This window comes from Klebsiella sp. 54 (assembly GCF_018223875.1).
GTDB lineage: Bacteria > Pseudomonadota > Gammaproteobacteria > Enterobacterales > Enterobacteriaceae > Klebsiella > Klebsiella quasipneumoniae.
On the sequence record NZ_JAGRRA010000011.1, the window covers coordinates 74160 to 93211 of the forward strand.

Sequence of the window (19052 nt, forward strand, 5' to 3'; positions counted from 1 at the left end):
GAACAACTGCAAAGTGCCGATTGTTGAGGGAATTCCAGGCAGATTATGTAAACAGGAACGGCAACTAATGTTGCCATTGCAGGCTAAGCGAGGCGCAGGAGGATCGCCCCGGCGGCAATCCCGCAGGCGGCGAAGATGCGCAGCGGCATCAGTTGCTCTTTCAGGACGATAAAAGCGATCAGCGCGCCGAACAAAATGGAGGTTTCACGCAGCGCGGCGACCACCGCCAGCGGCGCCTGGGTCATCGCCCACAGCGCCAGGCCGTAGGAGCCCATGGTGCCGATACCGCCGAGGATACCTTTTCGCCAGTGCAGGCGCAGATAGCGGCTGGCTTCAGCGCGGCGGGTCATCATTGCCCAGCTTAGCAGGCAGAAGCCGTTCATAAAAAAGGTCCACAGGGTGTAGCCCAGCGCCGAGCCCGCCAGTCGGACGCCGGTGCCGTCCACCAGCGTATAGCCGGCGATGAAGCAGGCGTTGATCAGCGCCAGCACGATGCCTTTGCGCGAGCTGGCGCGGCCGTTAAAGGCCATCGCCAGAATAGCCAGGCAGATGACGCCGATGCCCAGCCAGGCCAGCGGCGACAAACGATCGCCGAGAAACAGCACGCTTATCGCCGCCACCAGCAATGGGGCAGTTCCCCGCATCAGCGGATAGGTCTGGCTCATATCCGACACCTGATAGGTCTTCGCCACCAGCACCGTATACACCACCTGTAACGCGCACGACGCCAGCAGATAGGGGGCGCTGGCAAGCGTTGGCTGCGGGGAAAAGAGCAGCATCACCAGCGCGATCAGCGCGGCCGAGCCGCTGACGCCGATCGCCGCGTACATTTTATCGCCGCTGGCTTTGACAATAGCGTTCCAGCTGGCGTGCAGCAGGGCGGCGAACAGCAAAATGCAGAATACGGTGATGGTCATCGCAGACAGGTTCAACAGTGAAGGTCACCGGACTGTAACACGCGCCCGCGCTGCCAGCCAGCGGGGGCTACAGCGAACAAAACAGGCGATGCGTCACCCGCGGTTCGTCGTACACCGGGCGAAAGCCAAGTCTTTCATAAAAGGGCCAGGCCTGCGCCGGGGCGTGGGTGTTGAGAAAATCAAACCAGGCGCTGGAGTGGGTGATAACCGAGACCAGCAGCTGCTGGCCGATCCCCCGGCGGCGGTAGCGCTCGCTGATATAGAGATGGCGAATACGCCCGGCCCGCGGCTGCGGGCTGAAGGGATCGCTATTGATGCCGCATACCCCAACCAGCTGGTGGTTCACAAAGGCGCCCAGCAGCGTTTCGCCCGGCCCGGTAAAGCGGTTTTTGCCGCTCTGCCAGTTTTCCGCCAGGCGGCGCAGCATATTGAAATGCTGTTCAAGGCTTTCGGTGCGCAGCGCCGCGAACCCCGGGGCATCCGGCGTCGTGGCGGCAATTAACAGGGGTGGCATAGCTTCCTCCATCAAGTCATTCCGGGACGCCCGGCGGGCGCCTGCAGGGGGGCGGTTTCCCGCCCCCCTCAGGTGCGACTTGAACCTGAATCAGCGGAACTGTTTCAGGACTGCATCAAGTAGTTGCAACACAGCAACCATGAGTTTCAGGATTAAAATAATAATATCCATTCCGCCCATACGCGCGTCTCCTGTGGTTAAGGAGCACAATAAGCTGACGTACCTTTCCGCTGCCTGTTGCCAGCTTATCCCTGCCTGTCGCCGGCGGCGTCGCCCTGGCCAATGGTTGCTCCTTCCGTGGACGGCTTCCCGGCCCGCCGCCAGCAACGACAGGGGTGCGCAGCGCTGAACCACGCGTTGCCGCGCGGACCAGTGACTGCACGTTGTTGACGTAACACAGTGTGCTCTCTCGGGGTTAAGGCACTGACGGCACCACCCGTTTCAGCCAGGACTTCGTTGCGCCGGTCAAACTTGCGGCCCCCGAATGGCACACCATGAACACACCCAGTATAGATAAATACTGTATGGATGAACAGTATTTTTTGGACAAATCCGCCGCTCTCGCCCATACTCTATGACAGAGAAAAAGCGACCTTAAATTGCGCGAACTGCAGCGATCGCGTATACTTTTTGCGTTGACGTAATACAGTGTGCTTGCGGCTACCACCTGTAACCATACTGATAAAAACCTCGCTCCGGCGGGGTTTTTTGTTTTCTGCCCTTTTGCGCCGAACTGTGATCTTTCGCGCAAATTTTCGTGGATGAAAATAAATCCATTGTGAAAACGTAAAACCTGTGTTTGTATAAATTCAGCTTATTTTTCGACACAACAGGTCCCTAATGAACGCAACCCTGATCGCTTCGACCCTACTAAAAACCGCGCCAGCCGCGGTGGTCGTCGTGTCTGTGGTGGTCGTCGTCGGCAATGCGCCGTAGGGTCCGGAACAACACGAATTCCAAACCCCGCCGGCGCAAACCGAGCGGGGTTTTTTGTTGGCGAGCCCCCCGGTAAAGTCGGCCCAGAAGAAAAGGACTGGAGCATGGCAAGTTCGGGCACCACATCAAACACAATGCGCTTTACCGGCGCGCAGCTGGTTGTTCATTTACTGGAACGCCAGGGTATCACTATGGTTAGCGGCATTCCGGGCGGCTCCATCCTGCCTATTTACGATGCCTTAAGCCAGAGCACGCAGATCCGCCACATCCTGGCGCGCCACGAGCAGGGCGCGGGCTTTATCGCCCAGGGGATGGCGCGTACCGAAGGCAAACCAGCGGTCTGTATGGCCTGCAGCGGCCCGGGGGCGACGAACCTGGTGACGGCGATCGCCGATGCCCGCCTGGATTCGATTCCACTGGTCTGCATCACCGGCCAGGTGCCGGCATCGATGATTGGCACCGACGCCTTCCAGGAAGTGGACACCTACGGCATCTCTATCCCCATCACCAAACATAACTATCTGGTGCGCGACATCGCTGAGCTGCCGCAGGTGATCAGCGACGCCTTCCGTATTGCTCAGTCCGGGCGTCCCGGGCCGGTGTGGATAGACATTCCTAAGGACGTACAGTCGGCGACCATTGAGCTGGAAACGTTGCCGGAACCGGGCGAGCGCGCCGCTCCGCCGGCATTCGCCCCCGAAAGCGTGCGCGAAGCGGCGGCGATGATCAATGCGGCGAAGCGTCCGGTGCTCTATCTGGGCGGCGGGGTGATTAACGCGCCGCAGGAGATCCGTGAGCTGGCGGAAAAAGCCAATCTGCCGACCACCATGACCCTGATGGCGCTGGGCATGCTGCCGAAGGCGCACCCGCTGTCGCTGGGGATGCTGGGGATGCACGGCGCGCGCAGCACCAACTTCATTCTGCAGGAAGCGGATTTACTGATTGTTTTAGGCGCGCGTTTTGATGACCGGGCGATTGGCAAGACCGAGCAGTTCTGCCCGAACGCGAAGATTATCCACGTCGATATCGACCGCGCCGAGCTGGGCAAAATCAAGCAACCGCACGTGGCGATTCAGGGCGATGTGGCGGAAGTCTTAGCCCAGCTGAACCCGCAGATTGAGGCGCAGCCGCGCGAGGAATGGCGCCAGCTGGTGGCCGACTTGCAGCGCGAATTCCCTTGCGCCATCCCGCAGGAAAGCGACCCGCTTTCCCATTACGGCCTGATTAACGCCGTGGCCGCCTGCGTGGATGATGAAGCTATCATCACTACCGACGTTGGCCAGCACCAGATGTGGACGGCGCAGGCCTACCCGCTCAACCGTCCGCGCCAGTGGCTGACCTCCGGCGGCCTCGGCACCATGGGCTTCGGCCTGCCGGCGGCGATCGGCGCGGCGCTGGCGAATCCGCAGCGCAAGGTTATCTGCTTCTCCGGCGACGGCAGCCTGATGATGAATATTCAGGAGATGGCTACCGCCGCTGAAAATCAACTGGATGTAAAAATTATTCTGCTGAACAACGAAGCGCTGGGGCTGGTGCATCAGCAGCAGAGCCTGTTTTATCAGCAGGGCGTTTTTGCCGCCACTTATCCGGGGATGATTAACTTTATGCAGATTGCCGCCGGTTTTGGCCTGCAAACCTGTGATTTAAATAACGAAGCCGATCCGCAGGCGGCGCTGCAGGCGATCATCGCTCGTCCGGGCCCGGCGCTGATTCACGTGCGCATCGACGCGCAGCAGAAAGTGTATCCGATGGTACCGCCGGGTGCGGCCAATACTGAAATGGTGGGGGAATAAGCCATGCAAAAACACTGTGATAACGTCATTCTGGAACTCACCGTCCGCAACCACCCCGGCGTCATGACCCACGTCTGCGGGCTTTTTGCCCGCCGCGCCTTTAACGTCGAAGGTATTCTTTGTCTACCGATTCAGGGCAGCGAACACAGCCGCATCTGGCTGCTGGTGAACGACGATCAGCGTCTCGGGCAGATGATTAGCCAGATTGAAAAGCTGGAAGATGTCACCAAAGTGGCGCGTAACCAGTCCGATCCCACCATGTTTAACAAAATTGCGGTGTTCTTCGAGTAAATCGCGCAAGGCTTGAACGGTAAGGTGCTTATGGTTAAGGTAAGCGCCTTTGCCGGATGGCGCTGCGCTTATCCGGCCTACGGACACAGCGCTTTGTCGCCTCAGGCACCAGGACCCTATCATGACCACCATCGCCCTTATTGACGATCATTTGATTGTCCGCTCCGGCTTTGCTCAGCTGCTGGGGCTGGAAACTGATTTTCAGGTTGTCGCCGAATTCGGCAGCGGCCGCGAGGCGCTGGCGGGGTTGCCGGGGCGCGGCGTTCAGGTCTGTATCTGCGATATCTCAATGCCGGATATTTCCGGGCTGGCGCTGCTCAGCCAGCTGCCGAAGGGGATGGCGACCATCATGCTGTCGGTGCACGACAGCCCGGCGCTGGTCGAGCAGGCGCTTAACGCCGGCGCGCGGGGCTTTCTGTCGAAACGCTGCAGCCCGGACGAACTTATCGCCGCGGTGCGCACGGTGGCGGCGGGCGGCTGCTATCTCACACCGGATATCGCCATGAAGCTGGCCGCCGGGCGCCAGGATCCGCTCACCAAACGCGAACGCCAGGTGGCGGAAAAGCTGGCGCAGGGCATGGCGGTGAAAGAGATCGCCGCTGAGCTCGGACTGTCGCCGAAAACCGTCCACGTTCACCGCGCTAACCTGCTGGAAAAGCTGGGCGTCAACAATGACGTCGAGCTGGCGCGCCGTATGTTTGACAGCTGGCAATGAAGACCATACTCCCGCGCCTGCTGTCGGTGATCGGCTGCGCCTTTATCTTCGCCGCCGCCTGGTTTTGTCTGTGGAGCATCAGCCTGCATCTGGTGGAGCGCGCCGGTCTGGCGGTGCTGCTGTTCCCCTTCGGCCTGCGTTTGGGGCTGATGCTGCAGTGCCCGCGCGGCTACTGGCCGGTGCTGCTGGGAACCGAGTGGCTGCTGATCTTCTGGCTGGCGCAGGAAGTGGCGCTGGCGCACCCGATAATATTGATGACCGGAAGCCTGCTGACCCTCCTGCCGGTGGCGCTGATCTCGCGATATCGCCAGCAGCGCGACTGGCTGACGCTTCTGCGTCAGGGCGGGGCGTTAATGGCCGCCGCGCTGCTGCAATCGCTGCCCTGGCTGGCGGAGGGGGAGGAGGGTCTTAACGCCCTGCTGTTGACGCTCACCGGCGGCCTGACTCTGGCGCCGACCTGTCTGGTGTTCTGGCACTACCTCACCAGCACCGTCTGGCGGCCCCTGGGGCCGTCGCTGGTGGCGCAGCCGGTAAACTGGCGCGGGCGGCATCTGATCTGGTATCTGTTGTTATTCACCATTAGCCTGTGGCTGCAGCTTGGGCTGCCCGCTGAGCTCTCCCGCTTTACCCCGTTTTGCCTTGCGCTGCCGATTATCGCCCTCGCCTGGCACTACGGCTGGCAGGGCGCGCTGATCGCCACATTGATGAACGCTATCGCCCTGATTGCCAGCCAGACCTGGCACGATCACCCCGTCGATCTCCTGCTTTCGCTGCTGGCGCAGAGCCTCACCGGACTGCTGCTGGGGGCGGGGATCCAGCGATTGCGCGAGCTTAACCAGTCGCTACAGAACGAGCTGGCGCGTAATCGTCGTCTGGCGGATCGCCTGCTGGAGACCGAAGAGAGCGTGCGCCGCGACGTCGCGCGCGAGCTCCATGATGATATCGGCCAGACCATCACCGCAATACGCACCCAGGCGGGGATCGTCCAGCGGCTGGCGCCGGACAACGCCAGCGTTCGCCAGAGCGGCCAGCTGATTGAACACCTCTCGCTGGGGGTTTACGACTCGGTGCGTCGCCTGCTGGGCCGCCTGCGTCCGCGCCAGCTTGACGACCTGCCGCTGGAGCAGGCGGTACATTCTCTGATGCGCGAGATGGAGCTGGAGGACCGCGGCATTGTCAGCCATCTCGACTGGCGGATTAACGAGGCGGGACTGAGCGAAAACCAGCGCGTGACCCTGTTCCGCGTCTGCCAGGAGGGACTGAACAATATCGTCAAGCACGCCAGCGCCAGCGCCGTGACCCTGCAGGGCTGGCAGCAGGAGGAGCGACTGATGCTGGTGCTGGAGGATGACGGCTGCGGCCTGCCGCCGGGCTCCAGCGCGCAGGGATTCGGTCTGACCGGCATGCGCGAGCGCGTGACCGCCCTGGGGGGCACGCTGACGATCTCCTGCACCCACGGTACCCGGGTGTGCGTCAATCTACCGCTGCGTTACGCCTGAGAGGATCGCTGATGTTCGCCTTTTTAAAAGCCCCGCCTGACGCTGCGCCGATTAGCGATAAACGCGAGCTTGATGCGCGTTATCGCTACTGGCGCCGCCATATCCTGTTGACCATCTGGCTGGGCTACGCGCTGTTCTATTTCACCCGCAAAAGCTTTAACGCCGCGGTGCCTGACATTCTCGCCAGCAACGTGCTGACCCGCAGCGATATCGGTCTGCTGGCCACGCTGTTTTACATCACCTACGGACTGTCGAAATTTTTCTCCGGTATCGTCAGCGACCGCTCCGATGCCCGCTATTTTATGGGGTTGGGGCTTATCGCCACCGGGGTGGTGAATATTCTGTTCGGTTTTTCTTCCTCACTGTGGGCCTTCGCCCTGCTGTGGGCACTGAACGCCTTCTTTCAGGGGTGGGGCTCGCCGGTCTGCGCCCGGCTGCTGACGGCCTGGTATTCACGCACCGAACGCGGCGGCTGGTGGGCGCTGTGGAATACGGCGCATAACGTGGGCGGCGCGCTGATCCCGATGGTGGTGGGAGCGGCGGCGCTACATTACGGCTGGCGCGCGGGGATGACCATCGCCGGCGGCCTGGCGATCCTCGCCGGATTATATCTGTGCTGGCGGCTGCGCGATCGTCCGCAGGCGGTGGGGCTACCCGCCGTGGGCGACTGGCGTCACGATGCGCTGGAGATTGCCCAGCAGCAGGAGGGCGCCGGGCTGACGCGCAAAGAGATCCTCACCCGATACGTGCTGGCAAACCCCTATATCTGGCTGCTGTCGCTGTGCTATGTGCTGGTGTACGTGGTGCGGGCGGCGATTAACGACTGGGGCAATCTGTATATGTCGGAGACGCTTGGCGTCGATCTGGTGACCGCTAACTCGGCGGTGACCATGTTCGAGCTGGGCGGATTTATCGGCGCGCTGGTGGCGGGGTGGGGCTCGGATAAGCTGTTTAACGGCAATCGCGGACCGATGAATCTGATCTTCGCCGCCGGCATTTTGCTGTCGGTTGGCGGCCTGTGGCTGATGCCGTTCGCCAGCTACGTGATGCAGGCGGCCTGCTTCTTCACCACCGGTTTCTTTGTCTTCGGCCCGCAGATGCTGATCGGCATGGCGGCGGCGGAGTGTTCGCATAAAGAGGCCGCCGGGGCGGCTACCGGGTTTGTCGGCCTGTTCGCATATCTTGGCGCGTCGCTTTCCGGCTGGCCGCTGGCGCAGGTAATGGATATCTGGCACTGGACCGGATTCTTCGTGGCGATCGCGATTGCCGCCGGCATTTCCGCGCTGCTGCTGCTGCCGTTCTTAAACGCGCAGGCGCCGCGCGCCGCCAGTGAAGCGTGATGCATCTCACTCTTTCGCCGCGAATGGGGCAAAACTAAGAAATTTTCCCGGTTTCACCTGGACGCCGTCTCAGGCCAGACGGCGCGCTGATTTTTACAATGCCTGGCTATGACGCAGGCATAAAAAATCAGCTCAGGAGATACCCATGCTGGCCTTTCTGAATCAGGTTCGTAAGCCGACCCTGGATCTGCCGCTCGACGTGCGGCGCAAAATGTGGTTCAAACCTTTCATGCAGTCCTATCTGGTGGTCTTCATTGGCTACCTGACCATGTACCTGATCCGCAAGAACTTTAATATTGCGCAGAACGACATGATCTCCACCTACGGGTTGAGCATGACCCAGCTGGGGATGATTGGCCTGGGCTTCTCCATTACCTACGGCGTAGGGAAAACCCTGGTTTCCTACTATGCCGATGGCAAAAACACCAAGCAGTTCCTGCCGTTTATGCTGATCCTCTCCGCCATCTGCATGCTGGGCTTTAGCGCCAGTATGGGTGCGGGTTCCACCAGCCTGTTCCTGATGATCGCCTTCTATGCGCTAAGCGGCTTCTTCCAGAGCACCGGCGGCTCGTGCAGCTATTCCACCATCACCAAATGGACGCCACGACGCAAACGCGGCACCTTCCTCGGCTTCTGGAATATCTCTCACAACCTTGGCGGCGCCGGCGCGGCGGGCGTGGCGCTGTTTGGCGCCAACTATCTGTTCGACGGCCACGTGATCGGCATGTTTATCTTCCCGTCGATTATTGCGCTGATCGTCGGCTTTATTGGCCTGCGCTACGGTAGCGACTCGCCGGAATCCTACGGCCTCGGCACGGCGGAGGAGCTGTTTGGCGAAGCGATCAGCGAAGAGGATAAAGAGACCGAAGAAAACGCGATGACCAAGTGGCAGATCTTTGTTGAATACGTGCTGAAAAACAAAGTGATCTGGCTGCTGTGCTTCTCCAACATCTTCCTCTACGTGGTGCGTATCGGTATCGATCAATGGTCCACCGTGTATGCCTTCCAGGAGCTGAAACTGTCGAAAGAGGTGGCGATTCAGGGCTTTACCCTGTTTGAGGTCGGCGCCCTGGTTGGCACGCTGCTGTGGGGCTGGCTGTCGGACCTGGCCAACGGCCGCCGCGCGCTGGTGGCCTGCATCGCGCTGGCGCTGATTATCGCCACTCTCGGCGTTTATCAACATGCCAGCAATCAGTACGTCTATCTGGCTTCGCTGTTTGCGCTGGGCTTCCTGGTGTTTGGCCCGCAGCTGCTGATTGGCGTTGCCGCCGTTGGCTTCGTACCGAAAAAAGCGATCGGCGCCGCCGATGGGATCAAGGGCACTTTCGCCTATCTGATCGGCGATAGCTTCGCCAAGCTGGGCCTCGGGATGATCGCGGACGGCACCCCGGTCTTTGGCCTCACCGGCTGGGCCGGCACCTTTGCGGCGCTGGACGCCGCCGCCATCGGCTGTATCTGCCTGATGGCCATCGTGGCTATCTTCGAAGAGCGTAAAATTCGCCGCGAGAAAAAGAACCGTATTTTGCAGACTGCCTGATTCACCAGGTATTTGGTAACCTTGCCCGGCCATTGCGCCGGGCTTTTTTATTTCTTGCGTAATATGCCAGGTCCGACAGTCGACAGCAGGCAAATTCCCATTATGATAGTCAGGCTGCGATTGGATGAGAGGATGCATGATCTGGATAGGACTGGCCACCCTGGTAGTGGTATTTGTTGTGGGATTTCGGGTGCTTACCTCTGATTCACGCCGCGCGATCCGCCGCCTGAGCGAACGCCTGGGCATCACGCCCGTCCCGCTGGAATCGATGATCGATCAGCTGGGTAAAACCGCCGGCAATGAGTATTTGCGTTACCTTGAACGGCCGAATGAAGCGCATCTGCAGAACGCCGCCCAGGTGCTGCTGATCTGGCAGGTTGCAATTGTCGACGCTAGCGAAAAAAACCTGCATTACTGGTATCGCCTGATGCAAAAAGCGCGTTTAGCGGCGCCGATCACCGAGGCGCAGATCCGCCTGGCGCAAGGGTTTCTGCGCGAGCTGGATCCGGATATGAGCGATTTGCATAACCTTCAGCAGCGCTATAACGACCTGTTTCTCCCGGAAGACGGCGTGCACTGGCTGCACTGATCTCATAGTTATTCGGCCTGGGGTTCATCGCTTTTTGTGCCGGATGGCGGCTGCGCCTTATCCGGCCTACGGTTTCCGCACTCGTCACTTGTAGGCCGGATAAGCGTAAGCGCCATCCGGCAGAATGACGAGGCCGATATTCACAGACTACGCTTTTGTATTACTTCATGAAAAGCGAGAATAGTTGCGAAAACGTTAAATGCGTCACAAACAAAATGTTACACTGCGCAGCTTTCCGCCACTTTCTTCGCAGGTCACTCATGAGTTATTCAAATGAAGCCAAACCCCATGCACGCGAACTCGCGCGACCAAACTGGTCGGCGGTCTTCGCGGTTGCTTTCTGCGTCGCCTGCCTGATTACCGTCGAATTTCTACCGGTCAGTCTGCTGACGCCGATGGCGCTGGATTTAGGTATCTCCGAAGGGATGGCCGGGCAGTCGGTGACGACGACGGCATTCGTCGCGATGTTTTCCAGCCTGTTTATCACTTCCGTCATTGGCAAAACCGATCGCCGCTACGTGGTGATCCTCTTTTCGCTGCTGCTGACCCTTTCCTGCCTGTTGGTGTCCTTTGCCGATAGCTTCACCCTGCTGCTGCTGGGACGCGCCTGTCTGGGGCTGGCGCTCGGCGGTTTCTGGGCGATGTCAGCCTCGCTGACCATGCGGCTGGTGCCGATGCGCGTGGTGCCGAAAGCGTTGTCGATTATCTTCGGCGCGGTATCCATCGCGCTGGTGATCGCCGCCCCGTTAGGCAGTTTCCTTGGCGGGCTTATCGGCTGGCGCAACGTGTTTAACGGCGCGGCGGTGATGGGTGTACTGTGTACGCTCTGGGTGCTGAAAGCGCTACCGTCGCTGCCTGGTGAATCGGCGGCTCAGCAGCAAAATATGTTTGGCCTGCTGAAGCGGCCGGGGGTGATGGCCGGCATGTGCGCCATTTTCATGGCCTTTGCCGGACAGTTCGCCTTTTTTACCTATATTCGCCCGCTCTACATGACCCTCGCCGGGTTTGATGTCGATGGCCTGACGCTGGTGCTGCTGAGCTTTGGTATCGCCAGCTTCATCGGCACGTCGCTCTCCTCGGTGCTGCTCAAACGCTCGGTGAAAGCGGCGCTGGCGATTGCGCCGCTGGTGTTGACCGCCTGCGCGGCGGCGCTGGTGCTGTGGGGAGAAAGCAAAATCGTCGCCTCGACGGTGGCAATTATCTGGGGCTTCGCGTTCGCCTTGATCCCGGTGGGGTGGTCAACGTGGATCACCCGTTCACTCTCCGATCAGGCGGAAAAAGCCGGGTCGATTCAGGTGGCGGTGATCCAGCTGGCCAACACCTGCGGCGCCGCGGTCGGCGGCATTGCGCTTGACCACTTAGGGCTGCTGTCGCCGCTGGTGTTGTCAGGGGTATTAATGCTGTTTACCGGCCTGTTGGTGGCGGCCAAAGTGAAGGTGAATTCACCCGCTTAAGGCCGTTCGCCTTTTGCCAGCCGGGCGTTAATGTCGGCGATCACTTCCGGCAGGTCCGCCAGGGTATCAACCACATAATGCGCCCCGGCGGCATACAGCTTGCCTGCCGCCCGCTCGCGACGGGTGGCGATTTCCTCTTTCGACATCGCCTGGTACGCCTCCCAGGTAGCGCCGAATTCGTTACCGGACACCGCCAGGCCGACGCTCCACATCCCGGCATGTAACCCTTCACTGATGCCCGGCGCGGCGTCGTCGACCTTCACGCAGTGGGCCACATCGTCTATGCCCAGGGCAATTACGTTCTGCAGCGCCATCCAGGGGCCCGGACGCCCACCGGCGGCAAGGTCATCGGTGGCGACCCAGTGGTCCGGGGCATAGCCCTGCGCGGCGGCGGCTGGAACCAGCTTTTCCATCACCGGACGCGGATAGCCCGAGCAGGAGCCGATCTTCAGTCCGTCGGCGCGCAGCGCGGCGAGGGTGTCGACCACGCCGGCGATCGGAGCGGAAAAATCGACAACCTTAGCGATTTGCAGCGGCATAAACGCGGCGTAGATCGCATCAATATCAGCAGCCGTCATTGGCCGACCAAATTTCGCCTGCCAGCGTCTATCGACCGACGGCAGTTTGCCCAGCGCCTCAATGTGCTGCCATTTGCCAAGCCCCATCGGCACGCGGGCCTCTTCAAGGGTGAGCTCAATATCGAAGGCCTGGCGGAAGGCCTCGACGAAAATTTGCGTCGGCGCGAAGGAGCCGAAGTCCACGGTGGTGCCGGCCCAGTCGAGGATGAGTGCGGTGATACGGTTCATGGCGGTTCCTTATTGTTTCCAGTACATGGCGTTGTCGATGGCCGCCAGCAGGGCGGTGATGTCGGCGTCGTAGACTTCGCCGATGTTGCCGATGCGGAAGCAATCGCTTTGCGACACTTTGCCCGGATAGATAACGAAGCCCTGATCTTTCAGCTTCTGGTAGAAGGTGTGAAAGCGATACTGCGGCGCGTCCGGTGAATAAAAGGCGGTAATGATCGGCGAGTGCAGGCTGTCATCAAGTAGCGTCCGGAAGCCGAGCGCGCGCATTCCGGCGACCAGTCGGCGCTGATTGTGGCTGTAGCGCTGATGGCGGGCGCTGACGCCGCCCTCCTGGGCCAGTTCTTTCAGCGCCTGAGCGAAGGCCAGCACGGTATGGGTCGGTGAGGTGAAGCGCCACTTGCCGTGGTTATCCTCCATACAGCGCCACTGGGCGTAAAGATCCAGCGACAGCGAGCGCGAGCGGCCTTTGCAGGTGGCCAGCTCCGATTCGCGGGCGATGACGAAAGCGAAGCCCGGCACGCCCTGAATGCATTTGTTGGCGGAGCTTATCAGATAGTCAATATTCAGCGCGGCGATATCCAGCGGAATGCCGCCGAAGCTGCTCATCGCATCGACGATATAGCGTTTGCCATACTCCTTCGCCAGCGCGGCTACCTCTTCGATCGGGTTGAGCATGCCGGTGGTGGTTTCGCTATGCACCATCGCGATATGGGTGATCATCGGGTCATCCTGCAGGATCCGCGCGATCGCCGCCGCGTCCGGACGGGCGACTTCGCCGCAATCGTAAGGATGAAAGGCGATGCCCATCAGCTGCGCCATCTCAATCATACGCGCGCCATAGGCGCCATTGCTGACGATCAGCACTTTGCCCTGTTCGCCGATGACGCTGCCGAGCACCGCTTCGACCGCGTAACTGCCGCTGCCCTGCAGCAGCACCGCCGTATAACCGTCGGCCGGGGTGGCCAGCTGCACCAGCTGCTGGCGAATGGTCTGTACCACGCCGAGATTGTAATCATCATCCCAGGTGCAGCTATCGAACAACATCGCCTCTTTCACCATGCGGGAGGTGGTTAGCGGGCCGGGAGTCAGCAGCAGGTAATTCCGTGAAGTCATTTGTCTCACCATTTGGTCTATACCAGATTGGTGTTTATCATGGAGACAAAGCCGGGGCAGGGTCAAAGGAAATGTGGTGCTGCAACAAAAAATTCATCTGGCTATGTATAATGAGCGCACCAAACGTGGCAGCGAGTAAACATGAAATCACCCTCTGGCGAGATGCCGCAATACCTGATGATTAAGGCGCAGCTGCAGGCGCGTATTCAAAACGGCGCCCTCAAAAGCGGCGATAAATTGCCTTCCGAGCGCGAGCTGTGCGCACTGTTCAACACAACCCGTATCACCGTGCGCGAGAGTCTGGCGCAGCTGGAGGCCAGCGGCGTGATCTACCGCGCCGACCGCCGCGGCTGGTTTGTGACGCCGGAGCGTCTGTGGCTGGATCCGACGCAGAACACCAACTTCCACAAGCTGTGTCTCGAACAGGGACGTGAGCCGAAAACGGTGCTGCTTGATGGCCGCTTAACCGCCGTGCCGCTGGATGTGATGGCGCCGCTGGCGCTGCAGCCCTTCGATCAGGTCTACCTGCTGACCCGCCTGCGCTATGCCGACGGGCGTCCGGTGTGCTATTGCGAAAACCACTGCCTGCCGGCCCGGGTGCCGGGGCTGCTGCGCCACGATCTCAATGGCAGTCTGACCGAGATTTATCAGAGCCACTACGACCTGATCTATACCAGTATGCATCTGTCGTTTTATCCCACCTCCATGCCGCCGCAGGCCGCAGAGGCGTTGGGGGTGATGGAGGGGCGCCCGGCGCTGCTGCTGCGCAGGCTGAATTACGATCAGCACGGGCGTATTCTTGATTACGATATCGAATACTGGCGGCATGACAGCCTGCGGATCGAAGTCGATACCCATTGATTTTATTGTATTAACCCTTCCCGTATCCCCGGTGGCGTCAGCGTTAACCGGGGGCGACGTATCCCCTTCGCTTTAACTCTTTCGACACACTTCTTTCATCGTTTTGTCATAAACCCTCGGTAGCGTGAACGCAAATCTGGTCTACACCAGAACAACTAACTGCGATGAGGCTAACACGATGAAACTCTCCCGACTTGCTCTGCTGTCCCTGTTCGCGCTGACCAGCTCCCCGGTTTGGGCGGACGGCGTCGTCACGGTTTACTCCGCCGACGGCCTGCATGACGGCGATAATAGCTGGTATCAGAGCCAGTTCGACGCCTTCACCAAAGCGACGGGTATCAAAGTGCAGTATGTGGAAGGCGGCTCTGGCGCGATCGTCGAGCGTCTGGCGAAGGAGCGCACCAATCCGCAGGCCGATGTGCTGGTCACGGTACCGCCGTTTATCCAGCGCGCCGCGAAAGAGCAGCTGCTGGCCACCTTTACCCCACAGGGCAGCGCGCAGATCCCCGGCGCCAATGACCGCTATTCGCCGCTGGTGAACAACTATCTGACCCTCATCTATAACGGCCAGTTGCTGAAAACCGCGCCGGCCAGCTGGCAGGATCTGCTGGATAGCCGCTTTAAGAATAAGCTGCAGTACTCCACGCCGGGCCAGGCGGGGGACGGCACCGCGGTGATGCTGCAGGCCTTCCACAGCCTTGGCGGCAAAGATGCCGGCTTCGAGTATCTGGGCAAGCTGCAGGCCAATAACGTCGGCCCATCGGCCTCCACCGGCAAGCTGACGGCGCTGGTCAACAAAGGCGAGCTGTACGTCGCCAACGGCGATCTGCAGATGAACCTGTCGCAGATGGCGCGTAATCCGAACGTCAAAATCTTCTGGCCGGCGGACGACAAAGGCGAGCGCAGCGCGCTGGCGCTGCCCTACACCATCGGGCTGGTGCAGAACGGACCGAACAGCGAAAACGGCAAGAAGCTGATTAATTTCCTGCTGGATAAACCGGCGCAATCCAGCGTCAGCGCGCGCTCCTGGGGCTTACCGGTGCGCAACGACGTGGCGCCGGATGACGCTAACTTTAAGGCAGCGCAGGCGGCGCTCGACGGCGTGAAGCGCTGGGAACCCAACTGGGACGACGTCGCGGTTTCTCTCTCGGCGGATATCGCCCGCTGGCATAAAGTGACCGATAGCGAGTAAGCCTGATGTTAATGAAAACCACCGTCATCTCTTCCCCGTCGCTGGCGGGGACCTCCGGGATCACCCTGGACTCGCTGCGCGTTTCCTACCACGGCAACGTGGTCTTAAAACCGCTGTCATTGACCATTGAGCCCGGTGAAGTGCTGGCGCTGATTGGCCCTTCCGGTTCCGGGAAAACCACCGTGCTGCGGGCGATTGCCGGTTTTGTGCAACCGGCTGGCGGGCGGATCCTGATCGGCGACACGGACGTCACCCACCTGCCGCCTTACCAGCGTGGGCTGGCGATGGTGGTGCAGAACTACGCGCTGTTTCCTCATATGAAGGTGGAAGACAACGTCGCCTTCGGCCTGCGGGCGCAAAAGCAGCCCAGGGGGCTTATCGCCGGGCGGGTGACCGAAGCCTTAAAAATCGTCGGTATGGCGGACTACGCCACCCGCTATCCGCATCAGCTTTCCGGCGGCCAGCAGCAGCGCGTGGCGATAGCCCGCGCGATTGCCGTGCGTCCTCGGGTGTTACTGCTTGATGAACCACTGTCGGCGCTGGACGCGCAAATTCGCCATAACATGGTGGAAGAGATTGCCCGCCTGCATCGCGAACTGCCGGAGCTGACCATCCTCTACGTTACCCACGATCAGACCGAAGCGCTGACCCTGGCGGACAAAATCGGCATTATGAAAGACGGGTCGCTGATCGCCCACGGTGAAACGCACGAGCTGTACCACTATCCGCCGAACCGCTTTAGCGCCGAATTCCTCGGCCGCGCTAATATCCTGCAGGCGACGGCGCTGAAAGACAGCCCCGAGCCGGGTCTGGTGAACGTAAGCTGCGGCGGCGGCCTGGTCAACGCCTTCTGCCGGGGCGGCCTGCATGGCAACAATAAGCTGTTATGCATTCGCCCGCAGCACATGAGCCTGGCGCCGCGATCGGCAACCAGTAATCGCCTCAACGCCACCCTGACGTCGGTGCACTGGCAGGGCGATCTGACGCATCTGCTGTGCGACGTCGCGGGCGAAGCGGTGCGGATCGTCATGACTCACGTAAATCCACTGCCGCGCGCGGGGGATAAGCTGGCGCTCTACTTCGAACCTGGCGATGCGGTTCTGATCGAGGTGCAATGATGGCGCAAACCCTCACGCTTGCGCGTCCGGCGCGAAACCTGCGCCCTTACCTGTGGCTGGCGTTGCCGCTGCTGGTGCTGGCGACGCTGTTTTTCTATCCGCTGCTGCTGATCGCCGAACAGGCGTTACGCGACGCCAGCGGCAACCTGAGCCTTGAGACCTTCTGGCAGGTGATCGACTCTAAGCGCTTTATTGGCGCGCTGCTCAATACCTTACAGATTGCGGTGTTCGCCACCCTTGGCTGCCTGGTGCTCGGCAGCGTCCTGGCGCTGATTCTGGTGTTTATTCCGTTCCCCGGCAGCCAACTGGTGGGCCGGGTCATTGATACTTTTATTGCGCTGCCGACCTTTCTTATCACTCTCGCGTTCACCTTTATTTACGGCTCGGCGGGGCTGCTCAACGGCACCCTGATGGCGCTGTTTGCTTTTGAACTGCCGCCGGTAGACTTCCTCTATTCGATTAACGGCGTGATTCTGGCGGAGATTACCGTGTTTACGCCGCTGGTGATGCGCCCGCTGATGGCGGGACTGCGGCAGATAGATAAGAGCCAGCTGGAAGCGGCGAGTATTCTCGGCGCTCATCCGTTACGGGTGATTACCCAGGTTATCTTCCCGGCGGCGCTGCCGGCGCTGATGGCGGGGGGCAGCCTGTGCCTGTTATTGACCACTAACGAGTTCGGTATCGTGCTGTTTATTGGCGCCAAAGGGGTCAATACCCTGCCGATGATGGTCTACAGCAAGGCGATTCTGGAGTCGGATTACAGCGTGGCCTGCATGATTGCGCTGATCAATATTTTGCTGTCGCTGGGGCTGTTTATGCTCTATCGGCTGGCGGCGGTGCGCACTGGCGTAAGGAGTTAACGATGTTGATTTGGTCGCGTAAAGGCCGCGCGGCGGCGGGCGCGCTGGCGGTGACGCTTTTTGCCGGCGTTTTCCTGCTGCCGCTGGCGGTGATTTTACTCTCCAGCCTGAGTAAACAATGGAACGGCCTGCTGCCCACCGGCTTTACCTTTGCCCACTTTGTTAACGCGTTTCGCGGGGCGGCGTGGGATTCGCTGTTTTCCAGCCTGGTGGTGGGCTTCTGCGCCAGCCTGCTGGCGCTGCTGTGCGGGATGTGGGCGGCGCTGGCGCTGCGCCAGACTGGCGCGAAGCTGCAGAAATATCTTGGGCTGATGTTTTATCTGCCCAGCGCCATCCCCTCGGTTTCCGTGGGACTGGGCATTCTGGTGGCCTTCAGCCAGGGGCCGCTGCAGATGAACGGCACCTTCTTTATCGTCCTGGCGGCGCATTTCGTGCTGATCTCGGCCTTTACCTTCAGTAACGTCACGACCGGCCTGGCGCGGATTTCCGCTGATATTGAAAACGTCGCCTCCAGCCTGGGCGCTTCACCGTGGTACCGCCTGCGCCATGTGACGCTGCCGCTGATGACGCCGTGGATGATCTCGGCGCTGGCGCTGAGTTTATCGCTGTCGATGGGGGAGTTGGGGGCGACGGTGATGATCTATCCGCCGGGCTGGACGACGCTGCCGGTGACCATTTTCAGCCTGACCGATCGCGGTAATATAGCCGATGGCTCGGCGCTGACCATCGTGCTGGTGGGCGTCACGCTGCTGTTGATGATGAAGCTGGAGCGCATCGCCCGTCGTTTGTGTCAGAGATAAAGAGTGGATGTCGTCATGCGGGGCTGGCGCCAGACCGCCCGGCGGCGCTGCGCCTGCCGGGCCTGGGGGGATCCCGCAGGCCTCCTCCGGAACGTAGGCCGGATAAGGCATTGATGCGGCCATCCGGCACAACCACAGGTATGGAGCTTGAAGTGTCCTGCCCGGCGGCGCTGCGCTTGCGCGGGCCTGGGGAGGGTATCCCGCACGCCTCCTCAGAAACGTAGGCCGGATAAGGCATTTATGCCGCCATCCGGCATAAATGGAGCGCACCAGTCGTAGCCCGGCTAAGCGTAGCGCCAGCCGGGAACGCTCCTTCGGCAACGCTATCGCATCAGAACCACGCCTCAAACATCCCGCCGACGTTCAGCGAATCCAGCTGCTGGTCCTGGGTGCCGTTCACCTTCGCGGTATGCTCATTGTCCACCTGGCCGCCGGTGACGTAGAAGCGCAGCATCGGACGGAACTCCGGCCCCATACCGATGGCGATGTTCTGCGACAGCGTCAGCTTCCAGCCGTGGTTATCCCCGCCCTGGTCGTAGTCCACGCGCTGGTAGCCCGCTTCCAGCCAGGTGGAGTGCACGTCGTTCCAGAAGTACATCGGCCGCACGATGGCGCCGTAGTTCTTGCGGTTGTCGGTGTTGTCCCTGCCGTTGTCGTAGTCGTGGAAGGCCAGCAGATATTCCACCTGTGCCTGCTGGGTGAACTTATGGCTGCCCT

General features: G+C 60.6%; 21 protein-coding genes. 14 read left to right on the forward strand and 7 right to left on the reverse strand.

Features of this window, described 5'->3' with window-relative positions; genetic code table 11:
• Positions 1 to 83 precede the first annotated feature (83 nt).
• The 4 genes from KHQ24_RS20940 to KHQ24_RS20955 form a co-directional block, all read right to left on the reverse strand.
• Positions 84 to 917, reverse strand: a complete 834-nt coding sequence (locus tag KHQ24_RS20940; protein ID WP_048293931.1) for a DMT family transporter — start codon at positions 915 to 917, stop codon at positions 84 to 86.
• Between the two features lie 67 nt (positions 918 to 984).
• Positions 985 to 1431: a GNAT family N-acetyltransferase gene (locus KHQ24_RS20945; RefSeq protein WP_109938683.1), complete on the reverse strand. Its 447-nt coding sequence runs from the start codon at positions 1429 to 1431 to the stop codon at positions 985 to 987.
• Positions 1432 to 1521: 90 nt separating this feature from the next.
• Positions 1522 to 1641: a type I toxin-antitoxin system toxin TisB gene (tisB, locus tag KHQ24_RS20950; protein WP_004145059.1), complete on the reverse strand. Its 120-nt coding sequence runs from the start codon at positions 1639 to 1641 to the stop codon at positions 1522 to 1524.
• 450 nt (positions 1642 to 2091) lie between these two features.
• Positions 2092 to 2259, reverse strand: a complete 168-nt coding sequence (locus KHQ24_RS20955) for a hypothetical protein (RefSeq protein ID WP_072096580.1) — start codon at positions 2257 to 2259, stop codon at positions 2092 to 2094.
• Positions 2260 to 2271: 12 nt separating this feature from the next.
• Between KHQ24_RS20955 and ivbL the strand changes: the two genes are divergently transcribed.
• The 9 genes from ivbL (at position 2272) to nepI (ending at position 11585) form a co-directional block, all read left to right on the forward strand.
• Entirely contained in the window at positions 2272 to 2367 is a 96-nt protein-coding gene (gene ivbL, locus KHQ24_RS20960; protein ID WP_002923286.1) for an ilvB operon leader peptide IvbL, read from the forward strand.
• A gap of 104 nt (positions 2368 to 2471) precedes the next feature.
• Complete coding sequence (gene ilvB / locus KHQ24_RS20965) at positions 2472 to 4160, forward strand: acetolactate synthase large subunit (RefSeq protein ID WP_017899674.1); 1689 nt, start codon at positions 2472 to 2474, stop codon at positions 4158 to 4160.
• 3 nt (positions 4161 to 4163) lie between these two features.
• Complete coding sequence (gene ilvN, locus KHQ24_RS20970) at positions 4164 to 4451, forward strand: acetolactate synthase small subunit (RefSeq protein ID WP_017899675.1); 288 nt, start codon at positions 4164 to 4166, stop codon at positions 4449 to 4451.
• Between the two features lie 121 nt (positions 4452 to 4572).
• On the forward strand, positions 4573 to 5166 hold the full coding sequence (gene uhpA / locus KHQ24_RS20975) for a transcriptional regulator UhpA (RefSeq protein WP_023319382.1): 594 nt from the start codon (positions 4573 to 4575) through the stop codon (positions 5164 to 5166).
• Between the two features lie 17 nt (positions 5167 to 5183).
• Positions 5184 to 6665: a signal transduction histidine-protein kinase/phosphatase UhpB gene (gene uhpB, locus KHQ24_RS20980; protein ID WP_211777449.1), complete on the forward strand. Its 1482-nt coding sequence runs from the start codon at positions 5184 to 5186 to the stop codon at positions 6663 to 6665.
• A gap of 11 nt (positions 6666 to 6676) precedes the next feature.
• The gene (locus KHQ24_RS20985; protein ID WP_017899678.1) at positions 6677 to 8005 is read left to right on the forward strand and encodes an MFS transporter; all 1329 of its coding nucleotides are present in this window, start codon (positions 6677 to 6679) and stop codon (positions 8003 to 8005) included.
• Between the two features lie 145 nt (positions 8006 to 8150).
• Positions 8151 to 9542 carry a hexose-6-phosphate:phosphate antiporter gene (gene uhpT / locus KHQ24_RS20990; RefSeq protein WP_004202242.1) on the forward strand — a complete coding sequence of 464 codons (1392 nt, stop codon included), beginning with the start codon at positions 8151 to 8153 and terminating at the stop codon, positions 9540 to 9542.
• A 136-nt stretch (positions 9543 to 9678) separates the two neighbouring features.
• Positions 9679 to 10131, forward strand: coding sequence for a DUF1198 domain-containing protein (locus tag KHQ24_RS20995; protein ID WP_004181583.1), 453 nt, complete (start codon positions 9679 to 9681; stop codon positions 10129 to 10131).
• A 260-nt stretch (positions 10132 to 10391) separates the two neighbouring features.
• Positions 10392 to 11585, forward strand: a complete 1194-nt coding sequence (gene nepI / locus KHQ24_RS21000) for a purine ribonucleoside efflux pump NepI (protein ID WP_050533510.1) — start codon at positions 10392 to 10394, stop codon at positions 11583 to 11585.
• On the opposite strand, the gene phnX is transcribed toward nepI, so the two are convergent.
• Positions 11582 to 12391, reverse strand: coding sequence for a phosphonoacetaldehyde hydrolase (gene phnX, locus KHQ24_RS21005; RefSeq protein ID WP_211777445.1), 810 nt, complete (start codon positions 12389 to 12391; stop codon positions 11582 to 11584). The two genes, nepI and phnX, sit on opposite strands and share 4 nt — an antisense overlap.
• Positions 12392 to 12400: 9 nt before the next feature.
• On the reverse strand, positions 12401 to 13504 hold the full coding sequence (gene phnW / locus KHQ24_RS21010) for a 2-aminoethylphosphonate--pyruvate transaminase (RefSeq protein ID WP_211777446.1): 1104 nt from the start codon (positions 13502 to 13504) through the stop codon (positions 12401 to 12403).
• A 141-nt stretch (positions 13505 to 13645) separates the two neighbouring features.
• On the opposite strand from phnW, the gene phnR reads away from it, so the two are divergent.
• The 5 genes from phnR to phnV all read left to right on the forward strand — a co-directional run bounded on the left by phnR (position 13646) and on the right by phnV (position 18335).
• A complete protein-coding gene (phnR, locus tag KHQ24_RS21015; protein WP_017900804.1) occupies positions 13646 to 14365 on the forward strand; it encodes a phosphonate utilization transcriptional regulator PhnR in 720 nt (239 codons plus the stop codon).
• A 178-nt stretch (positions 14366 to 14543) separates the two neighbouring features.
• Positions 14544 to 15557, forward strand: coding sequence for a 2-aminoethylphosphonate ABC transporter substrate-binding protein (gene phnS / locus KHQ24_RS21020; RefSeq protein ID WP_211777447.1), 1014 nt, complete (start codon positions 14544 to 14546; stop codon positions 15555 to 15557).
• Between the two features lie 5 nt (positions 15558 to 15562).
• A complete protein-coding gene (gene phnT, locus KHQ24_RS21025; RefSeq protein ID WP_049092166.1) occupies positions 15563 to 16675 on the forward strand; it encodes a 2-aminoethylphosphonate ABC transport system ATP-binding subunit PhnT in 1113 nt (370 codons plus the stop codon).
• Positions 16675 to 17535 carry a 2-aminoethylphosphonate ABC transporter permease subunit gene (gene phnU, locus KHQ24_RS21030; protein WP_004202231.1) on the forward strand — a complete coding sequence of 287 codons (861 nt, stop codon included), beginning with the start codon at positions 16675 to 16677 and terminating at the stop codon, positions 17533 to 17535. The genes phnT and phnU overlap by 1 nt, the downstream gene beginning before the upstream one ends.
• A gap of 2 nt (positions 17536 to 17537) precedes the next feature.
• Positions 17538 to 18335 (forward strand): 2-aminoethylphosphonate ABC transport system, membrane component PhnV, encoded by a 798-nt coding sequence (gene phnV, locus KHQ24_RS21035; protein WP_064178482.1) that lies wholly within the window; start codon positions 17538 to 17540, stop codon positions 18333 to 18335.
• A 331-nt stretch (positions 18336 to 18666) separates the two neighbouring features.
• Here phnV and KHQ24_RS21040 read toward each other — a convergent pair.
• The coding region (locus KHQ24_RS21040) for a carbohydrate porin (RefSeq protein WP_211777448.1) at positions 18667 to 19052 on the reverse strand (386 nt) is incomplete at its 5' end.

Bases quoted from the DNA above. Each gene is read 5' to 3' on its own strand.
- KHQ24_RS20940 (WP_048293931.1), bottom strand. From the start codon at position 917: ATGACCATCACCGTATTCTGCATTTTGCTGTTCGCCGCCCTGCTGCAC.
- KHQ24_RS20945 (WP_109938683.1), bottom strand. From the start codon at position 1,431: ATGCCACCCCTGTTAATTGCCGCCACGACGCCGGATGCCCCGGGGTTC.
- ivbL (WP_002923286.1), top strand. From the start codon at position 2,272: ATGAACGCAACCCTGATCGCTTCGACCCTACTAAAAACCGCGCCAGCC.
- ilvB (WP_017899674.1), top strand. From the start codon at position 2,472: ATGGCAAGTTCGGGCACCACATCAAACACAATGCGCTTTACCGGCGCG.
- ilvN (WP_017899675.1), top strand. From the start codon at position 4,164: ATGCAAAAACACTGTGATAACGTCATTCTGGAACTCACCGTCCGCAAC.
- uhpA (WP_023319382.1), top strand. From the start codon at position 4,573: ATGACCACCATCGCCCTTATTGACGATCATTTGATTGTCCGCTCCGGC.
- KHQ24_RS20985 (WP_017899678.1), top strand. From the start codon at position 6,677: ATGTTCGCCTTTTTAAAAGCCCCGCCTGACGCTGCGCCGATTAGCGAT.
- uhpT (WP_004202242.1), top strand. From the start codon at position 8,151: ATGCTGGCCTTTCTGAATCAGGTTCGTAAGCCGACCCTGGATCTGCCG.
- KHQ24_RS20995 (WP_004181583.1), top strand. From the start codon at position 9,679: ATGATCTGGATAGGACTGGCCACCCTGGTAGTGGTATTTGTTGTGGGA.
- nepI (WP_050533510.1), top strand. From the start codon at position 10,392: ATGAGTTATTCAAATGAAGCCAAACCCCATGCACGCGAACTCGCGCGA.
- phnX (WP_211777445.1), bottom strand. From the start codon at position 12,391: ATGAACCGTATCACCGCACTCATCCTCGACTGGGCCGGCACCACCGTG.
- phnW (WP_211777446.1), bottom strand. From the start codon at position 13,504: ATGACTTCACGGAATTACCTGCTGCTGACTCCCGGCCCGCTAACCACC.
- phnR (WP_017900804.1), top strand. From the start codon at position 13,646: ATGAAATCACCCTCTGGCGAGATGCCGCAATACCTGATGATTAAGGCG.
- phnS (WP_211777447.1), top strand. From the start codon at position 14,544: ATGAAACTCTCCCGACTTGCTCTGCTGTCCCTGTTCGCGCTGACCAGC.
- phnT (WP_049092166.1), top strand. From the start codon at position 15,563: ATGTTAATGAAAACCACCGTCATCTCTTCCCCGTCGCTGGCGGGGACC.
- phnU (WP_004202231.1), top strand. From the start codon at position 16,675: ATGGCGCAAACCCTCACGCTTGCGCGTCCGGCGCGAAACCTGCGCCCT.
- phnV (WP_064178482.1), top strand. From the start codon at position 17,538: ATGTTGATTTGGTCGCGTAAAGGCCGCGCGGCGGCGGGCGCGCTGGCG.